General features: G+C 73.1%; 15 protein-coding genes and 1 tRNA gene. 12 read left to right on the top strand and 4 right to left on the bottom strand.

All coding sequences use genetic code 11. The annotated features are described in order from the left end of the window. The first annotated feature begins 170 nt into the window (after window positions 1-170). The 9 genes from IF19_RS0103035 to IF19_RS0103075 all read left to right on the top strand — a co-directional run bounded on the left by IF19_RS0103035 (window position 171) and on the right by IF19_RS0103075 (window position 12,912). Entirely contained in the window at window positions 171-3,890 is a 3,720-nt protein-coding gene (locus tag IF19_RS0103035; protein WP_030120290.1) for a ThuA domain-containing protein, read from the top strand. A gap of 93 nt (window positions 3,891-3,983) precedes the next feature. Then, entirely contained in the window at window positions 3,984-5,186 is a 1,203-nt protein-coding gene (locus IF19_RS0103040; RefSeq protein WP_030113794.1) for an inositol-3-phosphate synthase, read from the top strand. Continuing rightward, window positions 5,183-6,697, top strand: coding sequence for an SCO3242 family prenyltransferase (locus IF19_RS0103045; protein ID WP_030275904.1), 1,515 nt, complete (start codon window positions 5,183-5,185; stop codon window positions 6,695-6,697). Before IF19_RS0103040 ends, IF19_RS0103045 begins: the two co-directional genes overlap by 4 nt. Continuing rightward, on the top strand, window positions 6,694-7,581 hold the full coding sequence (locus tag IF19_RS0103050; RefSeq protein WP_030113796.1) for a sugar phosphate isomerase/epimerase family protein: 888 nt from the start codon (window positions 6,694-6,696) through the stop codon (window positions 7,579-7,581). The genes IF19_RS0103045 and IF19_RS0103050 overlap by 4 nt, the downstream gene beginning before the upstream one ends. After that, window positions 7,575-8,315, top strand: a complete 741-nt coding sequence (locus tag IF19_RS0103055; RefSeq protein ID WP_030275907.1) for an EboA domain-containing protein — start codon at window positions 7,575-7,577, stop codon at window positions 8,313-8,315. The genes IF19_RS0103050 and IF19_RS0103055 overlap by 7 nt, the downstream gene beginning before the upstream one ends. After that, on the top strand, window positions 8,315-9,163 hold the full coding sequence (locus IF19_RS0103060) for a TatD family hydrolase (RefSeq protein ID WP_030113798.1): 849 nt from the start codon (window positions 8,315-8,317) through the stop codon (window positions 9,161-9,163). Before IF19_RS0103055 ends, IF19_RS0103060 begins: the two co-directional genes overlap by 1 nt. Window positions 9,164-9,167: 4 nt before the next feature. After that, the gene (gene eboE, locus IF19_RS0103065; protein WP_030113799.1) at window positions 9,168-10,343 is read left to right on the top strand and encodes a metabolite traffic protein EboE; all 1,176 of its coding nucleotides are present in this window, start codon (window positions 9,168-9,170) and stop codon (window positions 10,341-10,343) included. Then, entirely contained in the window at window positions 10,340-11,758 is a 1,419-nt protein-coding gene (locus IF19_RS0103070) for an alkaline phosphatase family protein (RefSeq protein ID WP_030113800.1), read from the top strand. The genes eboE and IF19_RS0103070 overlap by 4 nt, the downstream gene beginning before the upstream one ends. A 53-nt stretch (window positions 11,759-11,811) precedes the next feature. Further along, window positions 11,812-12,912 carry a sugar phosphate isomerase/epimerase family protein gene (locus tag IF19_RS0103075; protein WP_030113801.1) on the top strand — a complete coding sequence of 367 codons (1,101 nt, stop codon included), beginning with the start codon at window positions 11,812-11,814 and terminating at the stop codon, window positions 12,910-12,912. Window positions 12,913-12,981: 69 nt separating this feature from the next. Here the strand turns inward: IF19_RS0103075 and IF19_RS0103080 are convergent, their stop codons facing one another. Then, on the bottom strand, window positions 12,982-14,286 hold the full coding sequence (locus tag IF19_RS0103080) for a DUF2254 domain-containing protein (protein WP_030275909.1): 1,305 nt from the start codon (window positions 14,284-14,286) through the stop codon (window positions 12,982-12,984). Between the two features lie 160 nt (window positions 14,287-14,446). Here IF19_RS0103080 and IF19_RS0103085 point away from each other — a divergent pair. Further along, window positions 14,447-14,534 (top strand) — tRNA-Leu (locus tag IF19_RS0103085). Between the two features lie 130 nt (window positions 14,535-14,664). Here IF19_RS0103085 and IF19_RS0103090 read toward each other — a convergent pair. Beyond that, the gene (locus IF19_RS0103090; protein WP_050490678.1) at window positions 14,665-15,453 is read right to left on the bottom strand and encodes an SGNH/GDSL hydrolase family protein; all 789 of its coding nucleotides are present in this window, start codon (window positions 15,451-15,453) and stop codon (window positions 14,665-14,667) included. A gap of 68 nt (window positions 15,454-15,521) precedes the next feature. Between IF19_RS0103090 and IF19_RS01000000134495 the strand changes: the two genes are divergently transcribed. Both IF19_RS01000000134495 and IF19_RS0103100 read left to right on the top strand, forming a co-directional pair. After that, window positions 15,522-16,178, top strand: coding sequence for a TetR/AcrR family transcriptional regulator (locus IF19_RS01000000134495; protein WP_032747254.1), 657 nt, complete (start codon window positions 15,522-15,524; stop codon window positions 16,176-16,178). A 208-nt stretch (window positions 16,179-16,386) separates the two neighbouring features. Next, window positions 16,387-19,869 carry an aminotransferase class I/II-fold pyridoxal phosphate-dependent enzyme gene (locus IF19_RS0103100; protein WP_030113806.1) on the top strand — a complete coding sequence of 1,161 codons (3,483 nt, stop codon included), beginning with the start codon at window positions 16,387-16,389 and terminating at the stop codon, window positions 19,867-19,869. Between the two features lie 52 nt (window positions 19,870-19,921). Here IF19_RS0103100 and IF19_RS0103105 read toward each other — a convergent pair whose 3' ends face one another. Further along, complete coding sequence (locus IF19_RS0103105) at window positions 19,922-20,476, bottom strand: hypothetical protein (protein WP_030113807.1); 555 nt, start codon at window positions 20,474-20,476, stop codon at window positions 19,922-19,924. Further along, window positions 20,473-20,913: a helix-turn-helix domain-containing protein gene (locus IF19_RS0103110; protein WP_030113808.1), complete on the bottom strand. Its 441-nt coding sequence runs from the start codon at window positions 20,911-20,913 to the stop codon at window positions 20,473-20,475. Before IF19_RS0103110 ends, IF19_RS0103105 begins: the two co-directional genes overlap by 4 nt. Window positions 20,914-21,219 lie beyond the last annotated feature (306 nt).

A 21,219-nucleotide genomic window follows, 5' to 3' on the forward strand; every position in this document is an offset into this window, starting at 1 on the left:
CACAAGGGCTTTCGGTCACGGACGAACAGGTCTACCGTCCACCACGTGTACACGACATGACTCGCGTCACCGGGGTCACCCCTGGCCCCGGCGTCGCACGCGCGGCAGTCCCCGCGCGGCACGGCACGGCTACACCCGCCCGTACAACCGGCACTCTCCGGAGGACCTACGTGCACAGAACAAGAAAGCGGATCCCGGCCCGGACCCGCGTACGCAAGACGCTCGCGCTGTTCACCGGCGGCCTGCTCGCCGCCACGGCCCTGACCCTCGGCTCCGCCCCCGGAGCCACCGCCCACCCCGGCCACCCCGGGCAGGACGAGCCCGTGGCGGAGGACTTCCAGCAGGTCACCCTCGCCAAGGGCGCGGCGGAGACCGGCGAGCCCATGTCGCTCGCCGTCCTCCCCGACCGCAGCGTGCTCCACACCTCACGCAACGGCGAGCTGCGCATCACCGACAGCGCCGGCAACACCCGGATCTCCGGCACGCTCCCCGTGTACACGCACGACGAGGAGGGCCTCCAAGGCGTCGGCGTCGACCCCGACTTCGCCGAGAACCGGGCCATCTACCTCTTCTACGCGCCCCCGCTCGACACCCCCGCCGGCGACGCGCCGGAGACCGGGACCGCCGCCGACTTCGCCAAGTTCGACGGCGTCAACCGGCTCTCCCGCTTCGTCCTCAACGAGGACGGCACCCTCGACAACGCCAGCGAGAAGAAGGTGCTGGACGTCGCCACCTCGCGCGGCACCTGCTGCCACGTCGGCGGTGACATCGACTTCGACGCCGACGGCAACCTCTACCTCTCCACCGGCGACGACACCAACCCGTTCGCCTCCGACGGCTTCACCCCGATCGACGAACGCCCCGACCGCAACCCGGCGTTCGACGCCCGCCGCACCTCGGGCAACACCAACGACCTGCGCGGCAAGATCCTCCGCATCAAGGTCGCCGAGGACGGCTCGTACACCGTCCCCGAGGGCAACCTCTTCGCGCCGGGCACGGACAAGACCCGCCCCGAGATCTACGCGATGGGCTTCCGCAACCCCTTCCGCTTCTCCGTGGACAAGGCCACCGGCAACCTGTACGTCGGTGACTACGGCCCCGACGCGGGCGCCGCCGACCCCCAACGCGGCCCCGCCGGCAAGGTCGAGTTCGCCCGGGTGACGAAGGCCGCCAACTTCGGCTGGCCCTTCTGCGTCGGCGCCAACGAGCCGTACATCGACTACGACTTCGCCACCAAGACCTCCGGTGCCGCCTTCGACTGCGCCGCCCCGAAGAACGAGTCCCCGCACAACACCGGTCTCGTCGACCTGCCGCCGGCCCAGGCCGCGTGGATCCCCTACGACGGCGGCTCGGTCCCCGAGTTCGGCACCGGATCCGAGTCCCCTATGGGCGGCCCCGTCTACCGCTACGACGCGGACCTCGACTCCCCGGTCAAGTTCCCCGAGGCGTACGACGGCGACTTCTTCGCCGGCGAGTTCGGCCGCAAGTGGATCAAGCGCATCGAGCAGGACGCCGACGGCGCCGTCCAGTCCATCAACGACGTGCCGTGGTCCGGCACCCAGATCATGGACATGGCGTTCGGCCCGGACGGGGCGCTGTACGTCCTCGACTACGGCCTCGCCTGGTTCGGCGGCGACGAGAACTCCGCGCTTTACCGGATCGAGAACGCCACCGGAGGCCGCTCGCCCATCGCGGAGGCGTCGGCGAACAAGACCTCGGGCACCGCGCCGCTGAAGGTGAAGTTCTCCTCGGCCGGCACGGCGGACGGCGACGGCGACCCGCTGACCTACGCATGGGACTTCGGTGACGGCGGCACCTCGACGGCCGCCGACCCCACCTACACGTACAAGAAGAACGGCACCTACACCGCCACCGTCACCGCGAAGGACCCGACCGGCCGCACCGGCTCCGCCAGCGTCCACGTCACCGTCGGCAACACCGCCCCGACCGTGGAACTGGTGCTCCCCGAGGACGGGCAGCTCTTCGAGTTCGGCGACGCCGTGCCGTTCAAGGTGAACGTCAGCGACCCGGAGGACGGGACCATCGACTGCACCGAGGTCGAGGTCAAGTTCACGCTGGGCCACGACAGCCACGGCCACGACATCACCACCGAACACGGCTGTGAAGGCACCATCAAGACCGCCATGGAAGGCGGCCACGACCCCAACGCCAACATCTACGGCGGCATCTCGGCCTCCTACACCGACAACGGCGGTGGCGGCCAGGCCAAGCTGACCGGCAAGGACGCCTCCCGGCTCCAGCCCAGGCACCGCCAGGCCGAGCACTATGACGCCTCCTCCGGCGTCACCACCCCGAGCAAGTCCAGCGCCCACGGCGGCAAGACGGTCGGCGACATCCACAACGACGACTGGATCTCCTTCAAGACCTATGTCCTCGGCAACACCAGCAAGCTCACCGCCCGGATCTCCTCGGCCGGCTCCGGCGGCTTCCTCGAAGTGCGCACCGGATCGCCCACCGGCAAGATCCTCGGCTCCGGGCCCGTCCCGGTGACCGGCAGCTGGGACACCTTCCAGGACATCGACATCCCGCTGCGGGGCGCCCCCAAGAAGCAGACCGAACTCTTCCTCGTCTTCAAGGGCGGCGACGGCGCCCTCTACGACATCGACGACTTCGAACTCTCCGACTCCCCGGTCGACCGGACCGCCAAGCGCGTCCTGGTCTTCTCCAAGACCGCCGGCTTCCGCCACGACTCGATCCCCGCGGGCATCGAGGCCCTGAAGGAGATCGGCAAGGACACCGGCATCACGGTCGACTCCACCGAGTCCGCCGCCCAGTTCACCACCAGCAACCTGGCCCGCTACGACGCCGTCGCCTTCCTCTCCACCACCGGCGACGTCCTCAACGCCGAACAGCAGAAGGCGTTCGAGAACTACGTGGCCACCGGCGGCGGTTACGTCGGCATCCACGCGGCCGCCGACACCGAGTACGACTGGGAGTTCTACGGCGGCCTCGTCGGCGCCTACTTCGACTCCCACCCGCAGATCCAGCCCGCCACCGTCCGCGTGGAGGACCACGACCACCCCGCCACCGCCCACCTCGACGACGAGTGGCAGCGCACCGACGAGTGGTACAACTACCGCACCAACCCCCGGGACAAGGCCAAGGTTCTCGCCACCCTGGACGAGACCACCTACACCGGCGGGAACATGAAGGGCGACCACCCGATCTCCTGGTGCCAGACCTACCAGGGCGGCCGCTCCTTCTACACCGGACTCGGCCACACCAAGGAGTCCTACGCCGAACCGGCCTTCCGCAGCCACGTCCTGGGCGGACTGCGCTACGCCACCGGTCAGGTCAAGGCCGACTGCAAGCCCGACACCGATTACCGGCCGATCTTCAACGGAAAGACGCTGGAGGGCTGGAAGCAGGCGGGTCCGGGGAAGTTCTCCGTCAAGGACGGCGCCCTGCACTCCGAGGGCGGCATGGGCCTGCTCACCTACCAGGCGAAGGAGCTGACGTCGTACTCGCTGAAGCTCGACTGGAAGATGGCCGGCGATGACAACTCCGGTGTCTTCGTGGGCTTCCCGGAGTCCGACGACCCGTGGTCGGCCGTCAACAACGGGTACGAGATCCAGATCGACGCGACCGACGCCGCCGACCGCACCACCGGCGCCGTCTACACGTTCAAGTCCGCGAACATCAAGGCCCGCGACCGCGTCCTGCGGCCCCCGGGCCAGTGGAACAGCTACGAGATCAAGGTCCAGGGCGAACGTCTGCAGGTCTTCCTCAACGGAGCGAAGATCAACGACTTCACCAACACCGACCCGGCCCGCAGCCTGAAGGACGGCTACATCGGCCTCCAGAACCACGGAGCCGACGACCAGGTGTCCTTCCGGAACATCCACCTGAAGGAGCTGCCCCCGAAGTAGGGCGGCCGCTCCTGCCGGCGGCGGGCGGGGAAGCACGCGCCTTCCCCGCCCGCCGTCCCCCGACCCGATCCACCCGCCCCTGGGAGGCAGCCCGTGACCGCTCACGCCGACCGTGAAGGCCGCACCGACGCACCGGACCGCACCGGCACCCCGCGCACCTCGCGGGCCCCCGGCCTCACGGGCCCCGCGGGACGCACCGGCGTCTGGTTCATCGGAGCACGCGGCTCCGTGGCGACCACCGCCACCGCGGGCTGCGCCGCCATCGCCGCCGGGCTGCACCCGCCGACCGGCATGGTCACCGAGACGCCTCCCTTCACCGACACCGGCCTGCCCGCCCTGACGAGCCTGGTCTTCGGCGGCCACGACACCCTCGACTGCCCCCTCTCCAAACGGGCCGAGGCGCTCGCCGACGGCGGCGTGCTCCCGCACGGCCTTCCGTCCGCCGTGCGGGCCGAACTCGACGTCGCCGACGCCGAGATCCGCCCGGGCGGTCCGTTCCCCGGGGACACCCGCACCGACGAGGAACTCATCGCCGCGTTCGCCGCCGACCTCACCGACTTCACCCGCCGCCACGGCCTGGCCCGCACGGTCGTCGTCAACGTCGCCTCCACGGAACCCGCCCCCGGCCCCGACGACCCCCGGCTGCCCGCCAGCTCCCTCTACGCGGCCGCCGCCCTGCGCGCCGGCTGCCCCTACGCCAACTTCACCCCCTCCACCGGGCTGCGCACCCCCGCGCTCACCGACGCCGTCGCCTCCAGTGGACTTCCCCACGCCGGGCGCGACGGCAAGACCGGCCAGACGCTGCTCCGCTCCGTACTCGCCCCGATGTTCCTCCAGCGCGCCCTCGCCGTACGGGCGTGGTCCGGGTCGAACCTGCTGGGCGGCGGGGACGGGGCGGCGCTGGCCGATCCCGCGGCGGCCGCCGCGAAGAACGCCGGAAAGGAACGCGTCCTCGCCGACACCTTCGGCGCCGCCCCCGAGGGCGAGGTGCACATCGACGACGTGCCCGCCATGGGGGACTGGAAGACCGCCTGGGACCACATCGCCTTCGACGGCTTCCTCGGCTCCCGCATGATCCTCCAGACCATCTGGCAGGGCTGCGACTCCGCCCTCGCCGCCCCGCTGGTCCTGGACCTCGCCCGGCTGCTCGCCCGCGCCCACGAGGCCGGGATCAGCGGCCCCCTGCCGGAGCTGGGCTTCTACTTCAAGGACCCGGACGGCGGCACGTCGGCGGCGCTCGCCGAGCAGTACGCCGCGTTGCTCGGCTTCGCCGAGCGGCTGCGGGGCCGGGCATGAGGCGGCGTCTGCGCACCGCGCTCGCGCTCGTCCTGTCGGCCGCCCCGACCGGGCGGCGGGCCGGACACGCACACGGCGCGGCCGGGCCCGCCCCGACCGAAGACCGCCTGTCCGGTGCGCGCGGGACTGCGCCCGCACCGGGCAGGCCCGAACCCGGCCCCGGGGAGCGCCCCGGGAGCCGCAACGGCGGCGGGCCGAAGACCGGCCGGGGGCCGGTCCGCCTTGCCCCGGAAGCCGGCCGCCGTACGGGCCCCGTCCGGGGCACTCCCCGGGAGCGGCTGCGGGCGTGGGCCGAACTGCTGCGTGTCTCCGCCCTGTTCTCCGTACCCGGCGACGCCCTGGCCGGTGCGGCGGCGGTGGGCCGCCGGCCGGGCCGGGGGACCGTACTGGCCGCCGGCGCGTCGCTGTGCCTGTACGAGGCCGGGATGGCCCTCAACGACTGGGCCGACCGCGACGAGGACGCCGTGGACCGCCCGCACCGCCCGATCCCCTCGGGCCGCGTCAGCCCGGCGGCGGCCCTGGGGGCGGCTGGAGCGCTGACGGCGGCCGGGCTCGCCCTGGCGGCGCGCGCCGGACGCCCCGCGCTGACCGTCGCCACGGGCCTGGCCGCCACGGTCTGGGCCTACGACCTGCGCCTGAAGCACACGAAGGCGGGCCCGGCGGCCATGGCCGCCGCACGCTCGCTGGACCTGCTCCTGGGCGCGACGGCCACGGCGACGGGCGCGTCCGCAGGGCTGCCGGCGGGCGACGGCGGCAGGCCCGACAACGTTGCCGGGACGGGCGGCACATCGGCGACGACCGCCGCGCGCACGTCGGGAGTCCTGGCACCGGTCCTGCCCGCGCTGCCCGCCGCGCTGGTGCTGGGGGCGCACACGTACGGCGTCACCGCCGTCTCCCGCCACGAGGCGCAGGGCGGCTCCACCGGCACACCCCTCGCCGTGCTCGCCACCACGGCGGCCCTCGCGGCGGCGGTGGCGGGGGAGCGGCGAGGCCGAGGGCTCTCCGGCCCCGCGCACACCACCCCGAGCGCCCCCGGCGCTCCCGCGCACACCACCCCGGGTGCCCCCGGCCCCGCGCTCACCACCCCGGGCGCCCCCGGCACCAGGCACGTCGCCACGGGCGCTTTCGGCGCTCCCGCGCACGCCCCCGGCGCCGGGCACGCCACCCCGGCCCCCACCCGTACGACGCACGCCCCACCCGGCGAGCGACCGGCATCCGCCGCTTTCGCCCGCCTCCCCGCCCTCGTCGCCGGGGCCGCCGACGACCCCGGGCGGCTCCTGACCCTCGGGCTCACCGCCGCCTACGTCCGCACCGCGGCCCCACCCCTCCTGCACGCCGCGCTGAACCCGTCGCCGCCGCTGACCCAGCGCGCGGTCGGCGGGGGAATCCGGGCCATGATCCCGCTCCAGGCCGCGCTCGCCGCCCGCGCCGGGGCGCCGGTCACCGGCCTCGCCGTCATGGGGCTCGTCCCCCTCGCCCGCAGCCTCGCCCGGAAGGTGAGCCCCACATGACCCTCCACCTCGGATACGGCACCAACGGGCTCACCGACCTGCGCCTCGACGACGCCCTCGGTCTGCTCGCCGACCTCGGGTACGAGGGCGTCGGCCTGACCCTCGACCACATGCACCTGGACCCCATGGCCCCCGACCTCGCCGAGCGCACCCGGCGGGTCCGCCGCCGGCTCACCTCCCTCGGCCTGCGGGTCACCGTGGAGACCGGGGCCCGCTACGTCCTCGACCCGCGCCGCAAGCACGGCCCCTCCCTGCTCGACCCGGACCCCGACGCCCGCGCCGCCCGCACCGCGCTGCTCGTCCGCGCCGTCGACGTGGCCGCCGAACTCGGTGCCCATGCCGTCCACTTCTTCAGCGGCGTCACCCCGCCCGGCACCTCGACGGACACCGCCTGGAAACGGCTCACCGAGTCGATCGCCCCCGTCCTCGAAGCCTCCGACCGCTCCGGCATCCCCCTCGCCATCGAGCCCGAACCCGGCCACCTCCTCGCCACCCTCGCCGACTTCCACCACCTGCGCGGCCTGCTCGGCGACCCGGGACCGCTCGGACTCACCCTCGACATCGGCCACTGCCAGTGCCTGGAGGAGGCGTCACCCGCGGACTGCGTCCGCGACAGTGCCCCCTGGCTCCGGCACGTCCAGATCGAGGACATGCGGCGCGGCGTCCACGAACACCTCCCGTTCGGGGACGGGGAGATCGACTTCCCGCCCGTACTCGCCGCCCTCGCCGCGTCGGACTACCGGGGCCTCACCGTCGTCGAACTGCCCCGCCACTCCCACGCCGGCCCCGAACTGGCCCGCGCCTCGATCGACTTCCTGCGCGACGCCATGACCCGGGAACCGGGCCGGCGCGCCGCCACGACGAAGGGAGCCGCCCCGTGCTGACGTCCCGCGAGGAACTCGACGCCGAACTCGGCGAGGCCGCCCGCGCCTGGCTCGACGCGGCACTCGCGGAAGCCGCCGACGATGCCGCACGCCCCCAAACGGCCGCCGACGATGCCACGCGCTCCGAGGCAGCCGCCGACGGTGCCGCGCGTTCCGGAGCGGCCGCCGACGCCTCCCGCACGGCGGCGAGCCCGTACGCCTCCCCGTCGTGGGAACTGCGGTACGCCGCCGCCGGCCGCCACTGCGGTCAGCGGCACGCCGACTCCGTGCGCTCGCTCCTGCTCGTCGAGGCCCGCGCCCCGCTCGCCTCCATCACCCGGCTCTACGAACAGGGCACCGCCGCCGAACGCCGCGCCGTCCTGCTGACCCTGCACCTCCTCGACCTCGGCGACACCGCCCTCCCCCTGGTCGAGGACGCCCTGCGCGCCAACGACACCCGGCTGGTCGCCGCGGCCGTCGGCCCCTACGCCGCCGACCACCTCGCCCCGCACGCCTGGCGGCACGCCGTCCTGAAGTGCCTCTTCACCGAGGTGCCCGTCGCCGCCGTCGCCCGGCTCGCCGACCGCTCCCGCGGCGACACCGAACTCGCCCGCATGCTCACCGACTTCGCCGCCGAACGCACGGCGGCGGGCCGTCCCGTACCCGAAGACCTGCGCACCGCCCTCGCCCTCACCGCACCGGCCGGCCACCCGGCCCCGCCGACCGCAGCCCCCGCCCCCACGGAGGAGTCCTGATGCGCATCTTCGACCCCCACATCCACATGACCTCCCGCACCACGGACGACTACCGGGCGATGTACGACGCCGGGGTCCGCGCCCTCGTCGAACCCTCCTTCTGGCTCGGCCAGCCCCGCACCTCGCCCGCCAGCTTCTTCGACTACTTCGACGCGCTGCTCGGCTGGGAGCCCTTCCGCGCCTCCCAGTACGGCATCGCCCACCACTGCACGCTCGCCCTCAACCCGAAGGAGGCGAACGACCCGCGCTGCACCCCCGTCCTGGACGCGCTGCCCCGCTACCTCGTCAAGGACTCCGTCGTCGCCGTCGGCGAGATCGGCTACGACTCCATGACCCCGGCCGAGGACCACGCGCTGGCCGCCCAGCTCCAGCTCGCCGCCGACCACGAACTGCCCGCCCTCGTCCACACCCCGCACCGGGACAAGCTCGCCGGCCTCCACCGCACCATCGACGTCGTCCGCGAATCGGACCTCGCGCCGGAGCACGTCCTGCTCGACCACCTCAACGAGACCACCGTGCGCGACGCCCTCGACAGCGGCTGCTGGGCCGGATTCTCCATCTACCCGGACACCAAGATGGACGAGGACCGCATGGTCGCCGTCCTGCGGAACCACGGCACGGAGAGGATCCTCGTCAACTCGGCCGCCGACTGGGGCAGGAGCGACCCCCTCAAGACCCGCAAGGTCGCCGACGCCATGCTGAAGGCCGGCTTCACCGAGGACGACGTGGACCAGGTCCTGTGGCGCAACCCGGTCGCCTTCTACGGTCGGAGCGGCCGCCTCCACCTGGACGTCCCCGCCCCCGACGCGCTCCACGAGGGCAACTCCATCCTGCGCGGCGGGGAGTGAGGCCATGCGCTTCCGCCACCCCGACGGCACCACCGTCCACCTCGCCTACTGCACCAACGTCCACCCCGCCGAAACCCTCGCGGGCGTCCGCGCCCAGCTCCGCGACCACTGCGAACCCGTCCGCCGCAGGCTCGGCCGGGACCGGCTCGGCATCGGCCTCTGGCTCGCCCGCGACGCCGCCCGCGCCCTGACCAACGACCCGGCCGAACTGCGCGCCCTGCGCTCCGAACTCGACGGCCGCGGACTCGAAGTGGTCACCCTCAACGGATTCCCGTACGAGGGTTTCGGCGCCGACGAGGTCAAGTACCGGGTCTACCGCCCCGACTGGACCGAACCCGACCGCCTCGCCCACACCACCGACCTCGCCCGCCTCCTGGCCGCCCTGCTCCCGGACGACGTCACCGAGGGCACCGTCTCCACCCTGCCGCTCGCCTGGCGCACCCCGTACGACGGCGACCCCGAGGCCGCCCGCACCGCGCGCGCCGCCCTGACCACGCTCGCCCAGCGCCTCGACGCCCTGGCCGAACTGACCGGCAAGTCCATCCGCGTCGGCCTCGAACCGGAACCGGGCTGCACGGTGGAGACCACCGCCGACGCCATCGCCCCCCTCAGCGACGTCGGCCACGACCGCATCGGCGTCTGCGTCGACACCTGCCACCTCGCCACCTCCTTCGAAGACCCCGGCACCGCTCTCGCCGCCCTCTCCGCCGCCGGCGTCCGCGTCGTCAAATCGCAGCTCTCCGCCGCCCTGCACGCCGAACACCCCCACCTGCCCGAGGTGCGCGCCGCGCTCGCCGCCTTCGCCGAGCCCCGCTTCCTCCACCAGACCCGCACCAGCACCGCCGCCGGACTGCGCGGCACCGACGACCTCGACGAGGCCGTCACCGGCCGGGCGCTCCCCGACTCCACCCCCTGGCGCGCCCACTTCCACGTACCGCTGCACGCCCCTCCCGCACCCCCGCTGACCTCGACGCTGCCCGTCCTCCACGACACCCTCGCCCGGCTCGTCGGCGGCCCCGCGCCCCTGACCCGGCACCTGGAGGTCGAGACGTACACCTGGCAGGCCCTGCCCGCCGAACTGCGGCCCCGCACCCGCACCCAGCTCGCCGACGGCATCGCCGCCGAACTCACCCTCGCCCGCGACCTCCTGGTCGACCTCGGCCTCAAGGAACTGCCATGAGCGCGCCCGAACCCGGCACGGAATCCGCCCAGGAGACCGGCGGCCCCACCCCCCTCCTCGTCCTCGACGTCGTCGGCCTCACCCCGCAGCTCCTGGCCCACATGCCGAACCTGCGGGCGATGGGGGAGCAGGGCGCGCGAGCCCCCCTGACCACCGTGCTGCCCGCCGTCACCTGCGCCGCCCAGTCCACCTTCCTCACCGGCGCCACACCGGCCGAGCACGGCATCGTCGCCAACGGCTGGTACTTCCGCGAGCTCGGCGACGTCCTGCTCTGGCGCCAGCACAACGGACTCGTCGAGGGCGACAAGCTCTGGGACGCCGCCCGCCGCGCCCACCCCGGCTACACCGTCGCCAACATCTGCTGGTGGTACGCCATGGGCGCCGACACCGACTGGACGGTCACCCCGCGCCCCGTCTACTACGCCGACGGCCGCAAGGAACCCGACTGCTACACCCGGCCCCCCGCCCTCCACGACGAACTGACCGACAAGCTCGGCACCTTCCCCCTCTTCCACTTCTGGGGCCCCGGCGCCGACCTCGTCTCCTCCCGATGGATCATCGACGCCACCCGGCACGTCATCGCCACCCGCACCCCCGACCTCGCCCTCTGCTACCTGCCGCACCTCGACTACGACCTCCAGCGCTACGGCCCCGACGACCCCCGCTCCCACCGGGCCGCCGCCGACCTCGACCGGGCGATGGCCCCGCTGCTGGCCGACGCCCGCGCCGAGGGACGCACCGTCGTCGCCCTCTCCGAATACGGCATCACCCGCGTGGAGAGGCCCGTCGACATCAACCGCGCCCTGCGCCGCGCGGGCCTGCTGGAGGTCCACACCCAGGACGGCATGGAATACCTGGACCCGATGGCCTCCCGTGCCTTCGCCGTCGCCGACCACCAGCTCGCCCACATCTACGTACGCCGCCCCGAGGACCTGGAAGCGACCCGGGAGGCCCTCGCGGACCTGCCCGGCATCGAGCAGCTCCTCGACGACGAGGGCAAGAAGGCCCACCACCTGGACCACCCCCGCTCCGGCGAACTGGTCGCCGTCGCGGAGAAGGACGCCTGGTTCACGTACTACTACTGGCTCGACGACGCCCGCGCCCCCGACTTCGCGCAGCTCGTCGAGATCCACCGCAAACCCGGCTACGACCCCGTCGAGCTGTTCATGGACCCCCAGGACCCCTACGTCCGCGTCAAGGCCGTCTCGGCGGTCGCCCGCAAGAAGCTCGGCCTGCGCTACCGCATGGCGGTCGTCCCCCTGGACCCCTCACCCATTCGCGGCAGCCACGGCCGCCTCCCCGAGAGCGACGACGAAGGTCCGCTCATCCTCTGCTCCACCCCCCACGCGTTCACCGACCGGGTCAGGGCCACCGAGGTGAAGTCCCTGCTCCTCCAGCTTGCCGGACTGCACTGACAACGCCCGGCACCGCACCGCTCACCCATGTCACCCAAGGGAGTCACGCGAACATGAGCCGCACCTCCAAGGACACCGAACTCGCCCGCAGACTGAGCCGCCGCGACATCCTCGGTGTCGCCGCCGGAGCCACCGCCGCCACCATCATCGGCACCGCGAGCGCCCAGGCCGACAGCCGCGACCGCGGGCCGGGCCACGGCAAGGGCCACGGTCACGGACATGACCACGGCCACGGCCACGGGCACGGGCACGGCAAGGGCAAGCCCGTCCTGCCCCCCGGCCGCCTCGGCATCCAGCTCTACAGCCTCCGCGACCAGGTCTCCACGCTCGGCTTCGGCCCCGTCTTCACCGAACTGGAGAAGTACGGGTACGACGAGATCGAGTTCGCCGGCTACACCCAGGGCTCGGCCGGCCCCATCACCCTCGCCCAGCTCAAGCGGCTGGCCCGGGACCACGGGCTCAACCCGATCGGCAGCCACGTCGGCTACTACGACGACAGCAACCCCGGCGCCTACACCTTCGCCCAGAACCTGGAGAAGGTCCTCGACGACGCCCAGGCCCTCGGCCTCAAGCACATCGGCACGGCGTCCGGCCCGTTCCGCTACGGCTCCACCGTGGACGGCTGGAAGCGGGCGGCCGAGGAGTTCAACACGTACGGCGCGGCGGCCCGCAAGCGCGGCATGAAGTTCTACCAGCACAACCACGCCGAGGAGTTCTCCTTCGCGACCGACCGGCCGAAGGTGCGCCTCTACGACGTGCTCCTCGCCGAGACCGACCCCGACCTCGTTTACCTGGAGATGGACATCTACTGGGCGTACTGCGCCCAGTTCCGCTTCAGCAGGCGGGTGGACGGCACCCCGGCCCCGCTGGACCCGCTGGCGTACGTCATGAAGCACCCGGACCGGTACCCGCTGTTCCACGTGAAGGACGGCGTCCGCGACGAGACGACGCGCGACGGGTACCGGATGTCGGACGTCGGCGACGGGGACATCGACTACAGGACGTTCCTGTCCAAGGTCACCGGCCGCACCCACCGGGGCCGCAGCTACCACCACTGGCAGACCGAGCACGACAACCCGGTCGACTCGCTCGCCTTCGCCCGCAAGTCCAGCGAGCACCTGCACTCCCTGCGCTCGGGCCGCTGCGGCGACTGACCCGCGCCGCCCCCGCACCGGCCCGGCTCCCGCGGCCGGGCCGGTGCGGGGCCCCGCCTCGCCGGTCTCCTACCCGATGCCCTGGCGGTCCGGCCGCAGCGCGAAGGCGCGGTCGGCGGCCACCGGGACCGTACGCTCCACGGTCCCGACGAGCAGCGCGCGGTGCCGCAGCAGCGCAGCCCCGCGCTCCCCGGGGACGATCCGCAGCAGGTCGTCGAGTCCGGCCATGAGCCGTCGGGTCACCTGGGGGCTGCCCGCCACACACCAGCGGATCTCCTCGAAGGCGAGATCGACCAGCTCGTCCCAGCCCGGCCCTTCCTGCACGAGCCGTACCCGGCCGCCCCGGTCCCGGTGGTGGACGGTGCCGAGCGGCAGCCGTGCCACGGCCGCGAGGAGCGACACGATCCGGTCCAGGCACTGCACGGCGGTGGTCGGATCGTTCACCGACGTGGAGAGGGCCCGCAGCGCGATGTCCACGAGCTGGCGCAGCCCGAACGCCAGGTCCTGGTGCAGGGTGCGCTCGGTCGAGACGGAGACCGCCGACCGCAGCCGGCGGCGCGGCGGCGCGGCCCCGCCGTGGACGGCGAGCACCGGCGTGCCCGGCACGACGAAGTCGCCGATCCGGGGGACGAGCCGCAGGACGACGCCCTGCCGCCGCGCGGCCCGGACCAGCCGCGCCGTGTTCACGTCCCGCAGCACCCCGGACCGTCCCTCGTACAGCACCCGCGCGGTCTCCGGCCCCGGGTCGTCCTCCCCGTCGGGGCCGGACGGCATCCGGCCGAGGACCCGCAGGGAGTCACGGGTGATCCGGTCGACGACCGGCCCCACCTGCATCAGCCGAAGCGTCGCGCTCACGTAGACGACGAAGAGCAGGAGGCTCGCGCCGACGAGCAGCAGGATCAGCAGGCTCTGCACCAGGGGGACCGACACCACCCGGCGCGGGTCCGTCTCGCTCTCGTACGAGGACAGCACCAGCAGCGACACCAGGAAGGTGGCGAGGAAGACCGTCAGCGTGAGCTTGCTGATCCGGCTCCGGACGAAGATCCGCACCACGCGGGGGGTGAGCTGGCCGCTCGCCATCTGGACCGCGACCAGCGAGATGCTGAACACGACCCCGATGAAGGTCATCATCGCCGAGCTGATCGCGGTCACCACGGTCTTGGTGTCCTGGGAGAACGCGATGAGGTCGGCCAGCCGGTCGTACGCCCCCTCCCGCTGGAAGAGCGCGACGATCGTGTCGTCCAGTTCCGAGACGGCGAGCCACAGCACGAACACGCAGACGAACCCCGCGGTCGGGGCGAACCAGAACGTGTCGCGCAGGTGCTCGCGCAGAGGGGACAGCGGGCGGGGCCGGCGGTAGCCGCGATCACTCATGGACGCGAAGGTAGCCCCGCCACCCGCCCGGACCGGGGAACCGAGCACCGCGGACCCGGGTCACCGCACTGACCACCGGATATGCGGGTGAAGGGCACGCCGAACCCCTGGTATTGTTTTCCATGTCGCCGCGGGGAACACACCGCGAACGACACACCCGGTCCGGGTGGCGGAATGGCAGACGCGCTAGCTTGAGGTGCTAGTGCCCTTTATCGGGCGTGGGGGTTCAAGTCCCCCCTCGGACACCAGTTAAAACCCCACGTCACGTGGGGTTTTTCTGTTTCTCCGGCTGTGGTGTGACCGACCGCGTGTCCAGCAGCCGAGCGGCCCTCCCGCCCGGACCGGGGACGGCAGGCCGATCCGCCCGCCGCCCGGCGGTCAGCGGCTCCGCGTCGACGGCGCGGGGTCCGGGGGCCCGAAGACCCCGCCGCCCCGGGGGGAGCCGCCGAGCGGTTCGGTCCGGGGGCCGGCGGCGGTCCGCTCGGCCAGCGGGGCGATGCCCGCGGCCAGTGTCCTGCCCCAGGCCCGGTAGCCCTGGGGCGAGAGGTTGAAGCGGTCCGCCGCCAGCCATTCCGCGGGGATGCGGGGAGGCAGTCCCGCGGGTAGGTGGTACGTGGCGGTGTGACGGGCCGCCACGGACATCAACTGCCGGTCCAGGAGCCACAGGTAGCCCCTCATGATGCGGTCGACGCCCGGCTCCGCGTCCTCGGAGGGGTCGAGGGAGGGCAGCCCGGCGAACACGACGGGCACATGGTGGCCCAGGCGCAGGCGGATGTCGCGCACCAGGCGCGTCACATCGCGCCGGAAGGCGATGGGGCCGCGCAGCTGCCGTGCGTCGGCGATGCCCACCGCCACCAGGACGAGGTCGGGCGTCCAGCGTGTGAGCGGATCGGTCAGCTGCGGCACCAGACCTCGGCGGACCGCCTCCGCGGTGGCTCCGGCCCTCGCGGTCACCCGCCAGGACACGCCCTGGCCGGTCAGTGCCGTCAGGGCGGGGGCGAGCTGCCCGGCGAGCGCCTCCCGGTGGCTGAGCGCGCCGACGCCCGCGGCCGCCGAGTCGCCGAGGACGGCCAGGCGCAGCGGAGGCCCGTGGCCCTCGGTGGCCCCGTGGACGTCACCGTCGGCCTCGGCGAGCGGCGTCCCTCTTCGCGGTGGCAGCTCGAACATTCCCCACACCCTTCTCTGGCCTATAACGGCGTTATGCGTCCGCTTCATAACAGCGTTACAGTGGGCTGGTGTCAACCCCCAAGAGAGACCCTTCCGAGGTGCGCCGCCGCCTGCTGAACGAGGCGGCCCGCGTTCTGTCCGAGGGAGGTCCCGCCGCACTCAGCGCCCGTAGGCTGGCCAAGGAGGCCGAGACCTCGACGATGGCCGTCTACACCCATTTCGGTTCCATGCCCGAGCTGGTGCGCGCCCTGACCCGAGAGGGGTTCGACCGCTTCCTGGTGCGCGTGGAGGCCGTTGCCCGGAACGACGACCCGGTGGCCGAGCTGGCCGAACTCTGCGGTGTCTACCAGGCGTTCGCCCGGGCCGAACGCGACGTCTACGCCGTGCTCTTCGGCGGGTCCACGCTGCTCGGCTTCACGCTCACCGACGAGGACCGCGCGATGGGCGTGGCCGTCCTGCGCCACCCGCGCGACGCCATCCGGCGCTGCATCGCCGCGGGGCGCTTCCGCCGCGACGCCGACCCCGACCTCCTCGTGCGCCAGCTCTTCTGCCAGATGCACGGCCTGGCCCAACTGGACCACGTCGGCTACCTGGTGGGGGCGCACGGGCCGGACCGGGTCCTGGCCGCCATGATCCACGACTTCGCCGTCGCGGCCGGCGACCCCGCCGCCGCGGCGACGCGGTCGGTGGCGGCCGGACTGGGCCGAGGGGACTCCCCGGCCTGAGGCCGTCCGGACCTCCCGGGCGGAGGCGCGCGGGACTCGTGGCGGGCCCGCGGTGCCTCTCGAACCCCCGAGTCGTCTCGCTTTTGATGATGTACCGGACCACGGTGCATTGATCACATTAATGTTGCGTACGTTCCGGCGTGACAAGTGAGGGGATCGCACGGTGGGTTCGACGGGATCGGTGCGCGACGACATCGCGATCGTGGGGATGGCCTGCCGGTTCCCGGGAGCGCTGAACGTGAATCAGTACTGGCGGCTCCTGATGGCCCCGCGGCCGCAGTTCGGCACGGTGCCCGACACGAGGTGGCGCAGGGCCGCCCTGTTCAGCGAGGACCCCCGCGACGCGTCCGCCGCCTATACGGACACGATGGCGCTCCTGCCGGACGTGGGCCGTTTCGACGCGGAGCACTACGGAATGCCGCCGCGCCGGGCCAGGTCGCTGGACCCGCAGCATCGGCTGCTCATCGATCTGGCGCGCGAGGCGATCCAGGACGCGGGATGGGAGGCCGGCGGGTTCGACCGGGAGGAGACGTCGGTGATCACCGCGCTCACCGAGTCCGGATACCGCCAGCTCAGCACCATGGGGATACGGATGCGCCAACTGGCCGGTGGCGAGTTCGGGGCGCGGGCCACGGGCGCCGGATGGCCGGAGACCGTCGGGGCGGTGGACGACCTGCACGGTTCGTCCGTGGCCGGGCTCCTCCTCAACATGGGCCCGAACACCGTCAGTTCGGTCTTCGGCCTGCACGGTGAGAGCTTCGCGCTCGACTCGGCCTGCTCCGGAGGTCTCACCGCCGTGGCCAACGCCGTGTACGCGCTGCGCGCGGGGCGTTGCCGTATCGCCCTGGCCGGTGGCGCGCAGTTGATCCTCACCCCCGACCTGCTCGTGGGGCTGTGCCGGATCGGGGCCCTCTCGCGCACCGGACGGTGCCTGCCGTTCGGCGCGCAGGCCGACGGGTTCGTCCTCGGCGAGGGGGCCGGCCTCCTGGTCCTGCGCCCACTGGCCGACGCACAGGCGGCCGGCGACCGGGTGTACGCCGTGATCCGGGGCGTGGGAGCCGCCAACGACGGAGCCGTCCCGGGAGGCATGCGTCCGCAGGCGGCCGGTCAGCTGCGCGCCCTGCGAAGGGCCTACCGTGACGCGGGCCTGGCCCCGGACTCCGTGGGCTACCTGGAGGCGCACGGGACCGGGACGGAGGTCGGTGATCCCGTCGAGCGGGACGCCCTGCGGCAACTGCGGGCGGGGTGGCACGCCCCGGCCCATCTCGGCGCCGTGAAGGCGGTCCTGGGACACTCGCTCGCGGCGGCGGGGATGGCCGGACTCATCAAGACGGTCCTCGCGGTGCACCGGGGCGTGATACCTCCGCAACCGCCGTTCGAGCCGGCGGAGCCCGCCGCACTCCGGGCCGCCGGTCTGGTCGTTCCCCGGGCGCCGACCGAGTGGGGCGGCGCGGGGCAGCCGCGCCGGGCGGGGGTGAGCGCGTTCGGATTCGGCGGTATGGGGGTGCACCTGGTGGTGGAGGAGCGGCCCACGCCCCTGGCGGCGGACCCCGGACCCACGGCCGCCGCCTCGGCGGAGCGGGGGGAGCGACTGCTGGTGCTCGACGCCCGCGACCGGGCCGGGCTGGCCCGCCACGCCCGGGAGGTGGCCCACACCATCGAGGCCGACGGACTGTCGGTGGCCCGGGTGGCGGACACCCTGGCGCGGCGCACCCCCCTCACGGAGCGCCTGGCCGTGGTGGCCCAGGACGCCGCGGCCGCCGCCGACGCGCTTCTGTCGGCGGCGGCGGCCCTGGAAGCGGGCCGCACCGGAGAACTCGGCCCCGGGCTGGCGGCCGGTACGGCGCCTGTCGGCGGATGGTCCGCCGACACCGTGCCGGCGGCCCCGGCGGCACCGGGCCGGGGCGGCGCGGTACCGCCGGCCGACCTCGCGCTGCGGGCCGTCACCGGGCAGGGGCTTCGCGCGGCGCCGGGGCCGCTCGGCCCGTGCACGCTGCCGCCGAGCCCCCTCGCTCCCCGCCACCACTGGGTGGTGGACCTGTCGGCCCGGGACCTCGGGGAGGCCCCGGACCCGGTCAACGCCCCCGTCCGCCGGGCAGCCGGGGACGGGCGCCGCGGGCCGGTCCCCGACGGCCCGGCCGCGGGGGACGGGCCCGCGGCGTCGATCGTGCTCGAAGAGGTCTCGCGCACGAGCGTTCTCCCCCTCCACGAGCTGAACCGCCGGATGGTGCTGACGAGCGATCTCGGGTTCGACTCCCTCATGCTCCAGGAGCTGGAGGCCGGCCTCGGCAAGAGAGTCCCGGGCTTCACCACCGACGAGATGTACGCGACCGGCCTGACCGTCGAGCGGCTGATCACGCTGGTCGACGCCCACGGGGCGCCGGCCCCGGGTGCCGGTGCGCCACCGCTCCGCCCGGCCCGGACGGAGGAGGACGCCGCACAGCCCGAGCCGTTCACGTCCGAGGAGCCGGAGCGCTGGAGCGCGGCGACCGCGCGCATCGACGACTTCCCGGAGGTGGCCCGCTTCGAGGAGCGGGCGGACGCCCTCCTCCGCGGCGGCGCCGACTTCCCGTACTTCCGGGTCCACGAGGGAAAGATCCTGGACAGGACCATGGTCGGGGGCCGGGAGTTCCTCTCCTTCGGGAGCTACAACTACCTCGGCCTGTCGGGTCATCCGGAGGTCGGCGAGGCCGCGCGCCGTGCGGTGGACCGGTACGGCACGTCGGTCTCGGCGAGCAGGGTGCTGTCCGGTGAGCGGGAGCTGACCGTACGACTGGAGCGGACGCTCTCCGATTTCCTCGGGGTGGAGGACTGCCTCGTCCTGGTGAGCGGCTACTCCACCAACGTGACGGCGCTGGGGCACCTCCTCGGACCGGACGACCTGGTGCTGCACGACGCGCTCGCGCACAACAGCATCCTGCGGGGCTGCGCGCTGTCGGGAGCGGCGCGGCGTCCCTTCGCGCACAACGACACGGCTGAACTGGAGCGCTTGCTCCGTGCCAACCGGGCCCGGTACCGGAGGGTGCTCATCGTGGTCGAGGGCGCCTACAGCATGGACGGCGACCTGGTGGACCTGCCTGCCGTCATCGAACTGAAGAAGCGTTACGGCGCCCTGCTGATGGTGGACGAGGCGCACAGCGTCGGCACGGTGGGGGAGTACGGGCGCGGTGTGGGCGAGTTCTTCGGGGTCGAGCGTTGCGACGTCGACCTGTGGATGGGCACGCTCTCCAAGGCGTTCGCCAGTTGCGGAGGGTACCTGGGCGGCTCGGCGCGGACGGTGCGCTGGCTGCGCCACACGCTGCCCGGCTTCGTCTACAGCGTCGGGCTGAGTCCGGCCAACGCCGCCGCGGCGCTGGCGGCGGCCGGACTGATCGTCGCGGAGCCCGGGCGGGTACGGGCCCTGCGGCGCAACGCGGAGCTCTTCCGGGACCTGGCCCTGGCGGCCGGTCTGCCGATCGGGACCAGCCGGCACACGCCGATCGTGCCGTGTGTCCTCGGGGACTCGGACCGGACGCTGCGCGTCGCCGACCGCGTCTACGCCAGGGGGGTCATCGCCGACGCGATCTTCCATCCGGCGGTCGAGGAGGGGCAGGCGCGGCTGCGGTTCTTCCTCACCAGTGAGCACCGTGCGGACGACATCGGCCGTGCGGTGCGCGTCCTGGCCGAGGAGGTGGCGTCCAGCGGTGGCTGACGTCGTCGGCCGGGCGCGGAGAGCCGTCCGCGGGTTCCGTGGGGCGCCTGCCTCAGAACAGCGTCCGCTCGACGCGCAGCAGTGCGGCCGACTGCCCGTGCGCGCCGCTGCCGGTGGGGGCCGGGCCGCCACCGGGGGGTTCCCCGGCGCCGGCGCTCGGCCGGGCGAGGAGGTAGGCGATGAGCTCGGCCTCCTGTTCCTGCACGTCGTCATAGGTGGTGCGCTGCAGCATGTCCCGCACGAGATCGGGGTCGATGTTGGGGAAGAGCGAGCGGGCGCTCGCCTCGTCCAGCCAGCCCGCCCCTCGGTGGCAGCAGATGATGTGGCCCAGTTCGTGCAGGATGATGTGGTCCTGATGGGCGCTGTTGGTGTTGGCGTCGTAGAAGATCAGGTCCTCGTCGCAGGCGGCCACCCACATGCCGCAGGGGTGGCAGGCGGGCATGCGCATCCGGATCAGCTTGATGGGGCGGTTGCGGATCTCGCCGAGGTGGCGGCAGAGCTCGGAGACCCCCGCTCCCGCCGGAAGCCCGAGTTCGGCTATACGCCGTGCGCCGTCCTTGCGGAGCCTCCTGAGCTGGCTGCGCCGCTTGCGGTCCGAGGCCCTCATTCGGCCTCCGCGAGGTCGGTGACCGGCGGCAGCCCCTGCATCTTGCGGTACTGGTCCATGACCGCCATGACGGCCTGAAGGCTCTCCTTCTCCATGCCGGCGGCGCGCATGGCCACGGAACGGACGCCGGCCTGCCGGAGGGCCTCGATGGCGGCGACCTCGGACAGAACGGATTCCGCGACCTTGTCGTCGAAGAAGTACGCGACGGAGACACCGAAGAACCGGGACAGAGCGGCCAGGAGGTCGGGCGAGGGGTTGGAACGCGCGCCCGTCCGCAGCTGCGACAAGTACACGCCGCCGACCTTGAGCGCCGGATTGATCTGCTTCAGCTCCCCCGCGACCTCGGCGTTCGTCCAGGTCTTGCCCTTGGGACGCACCGACCTGAAGAGGTCGTCCAGGCGTATGGCCAGGACGGGACGTTCATCTGTTTTCGACACCGATCATCTCCTTCCGCCGAAGTAGTTTAGCGGACAGTTACTCACCAGTTTCCCGGATTAGCTGTCAGTTGACAATCCGATGAGATTCCGCCAATCTTGGGCCAGCGAGTAACTGTCAGTTAACTCCCTTGTCGGGGGCGGAAGTTGACAGTCGACCGGGAGGGCCAGGGGAGCCGTCACGGGGTGGGCCGGACGAGGGAGCGCTCGTCGGCGGCGCAACAGGGGGAAAGCACAGTGGGAGTGGTAGTCGACCGGCCTGACCTGAACGTGGCGGGAAACCGGGCGGAAAGTGAACACGCGCTTCAA

This window comes from Streptomyces californicus, assembly GCF_000717645.1.
Taxonomy (GTDB): domain Bacteria; phylum Actinomycetota; class Actinomycetes; order Streptomycetales; family Streptomycetaceae; genus Streptomyces; species Streptomyces californicus.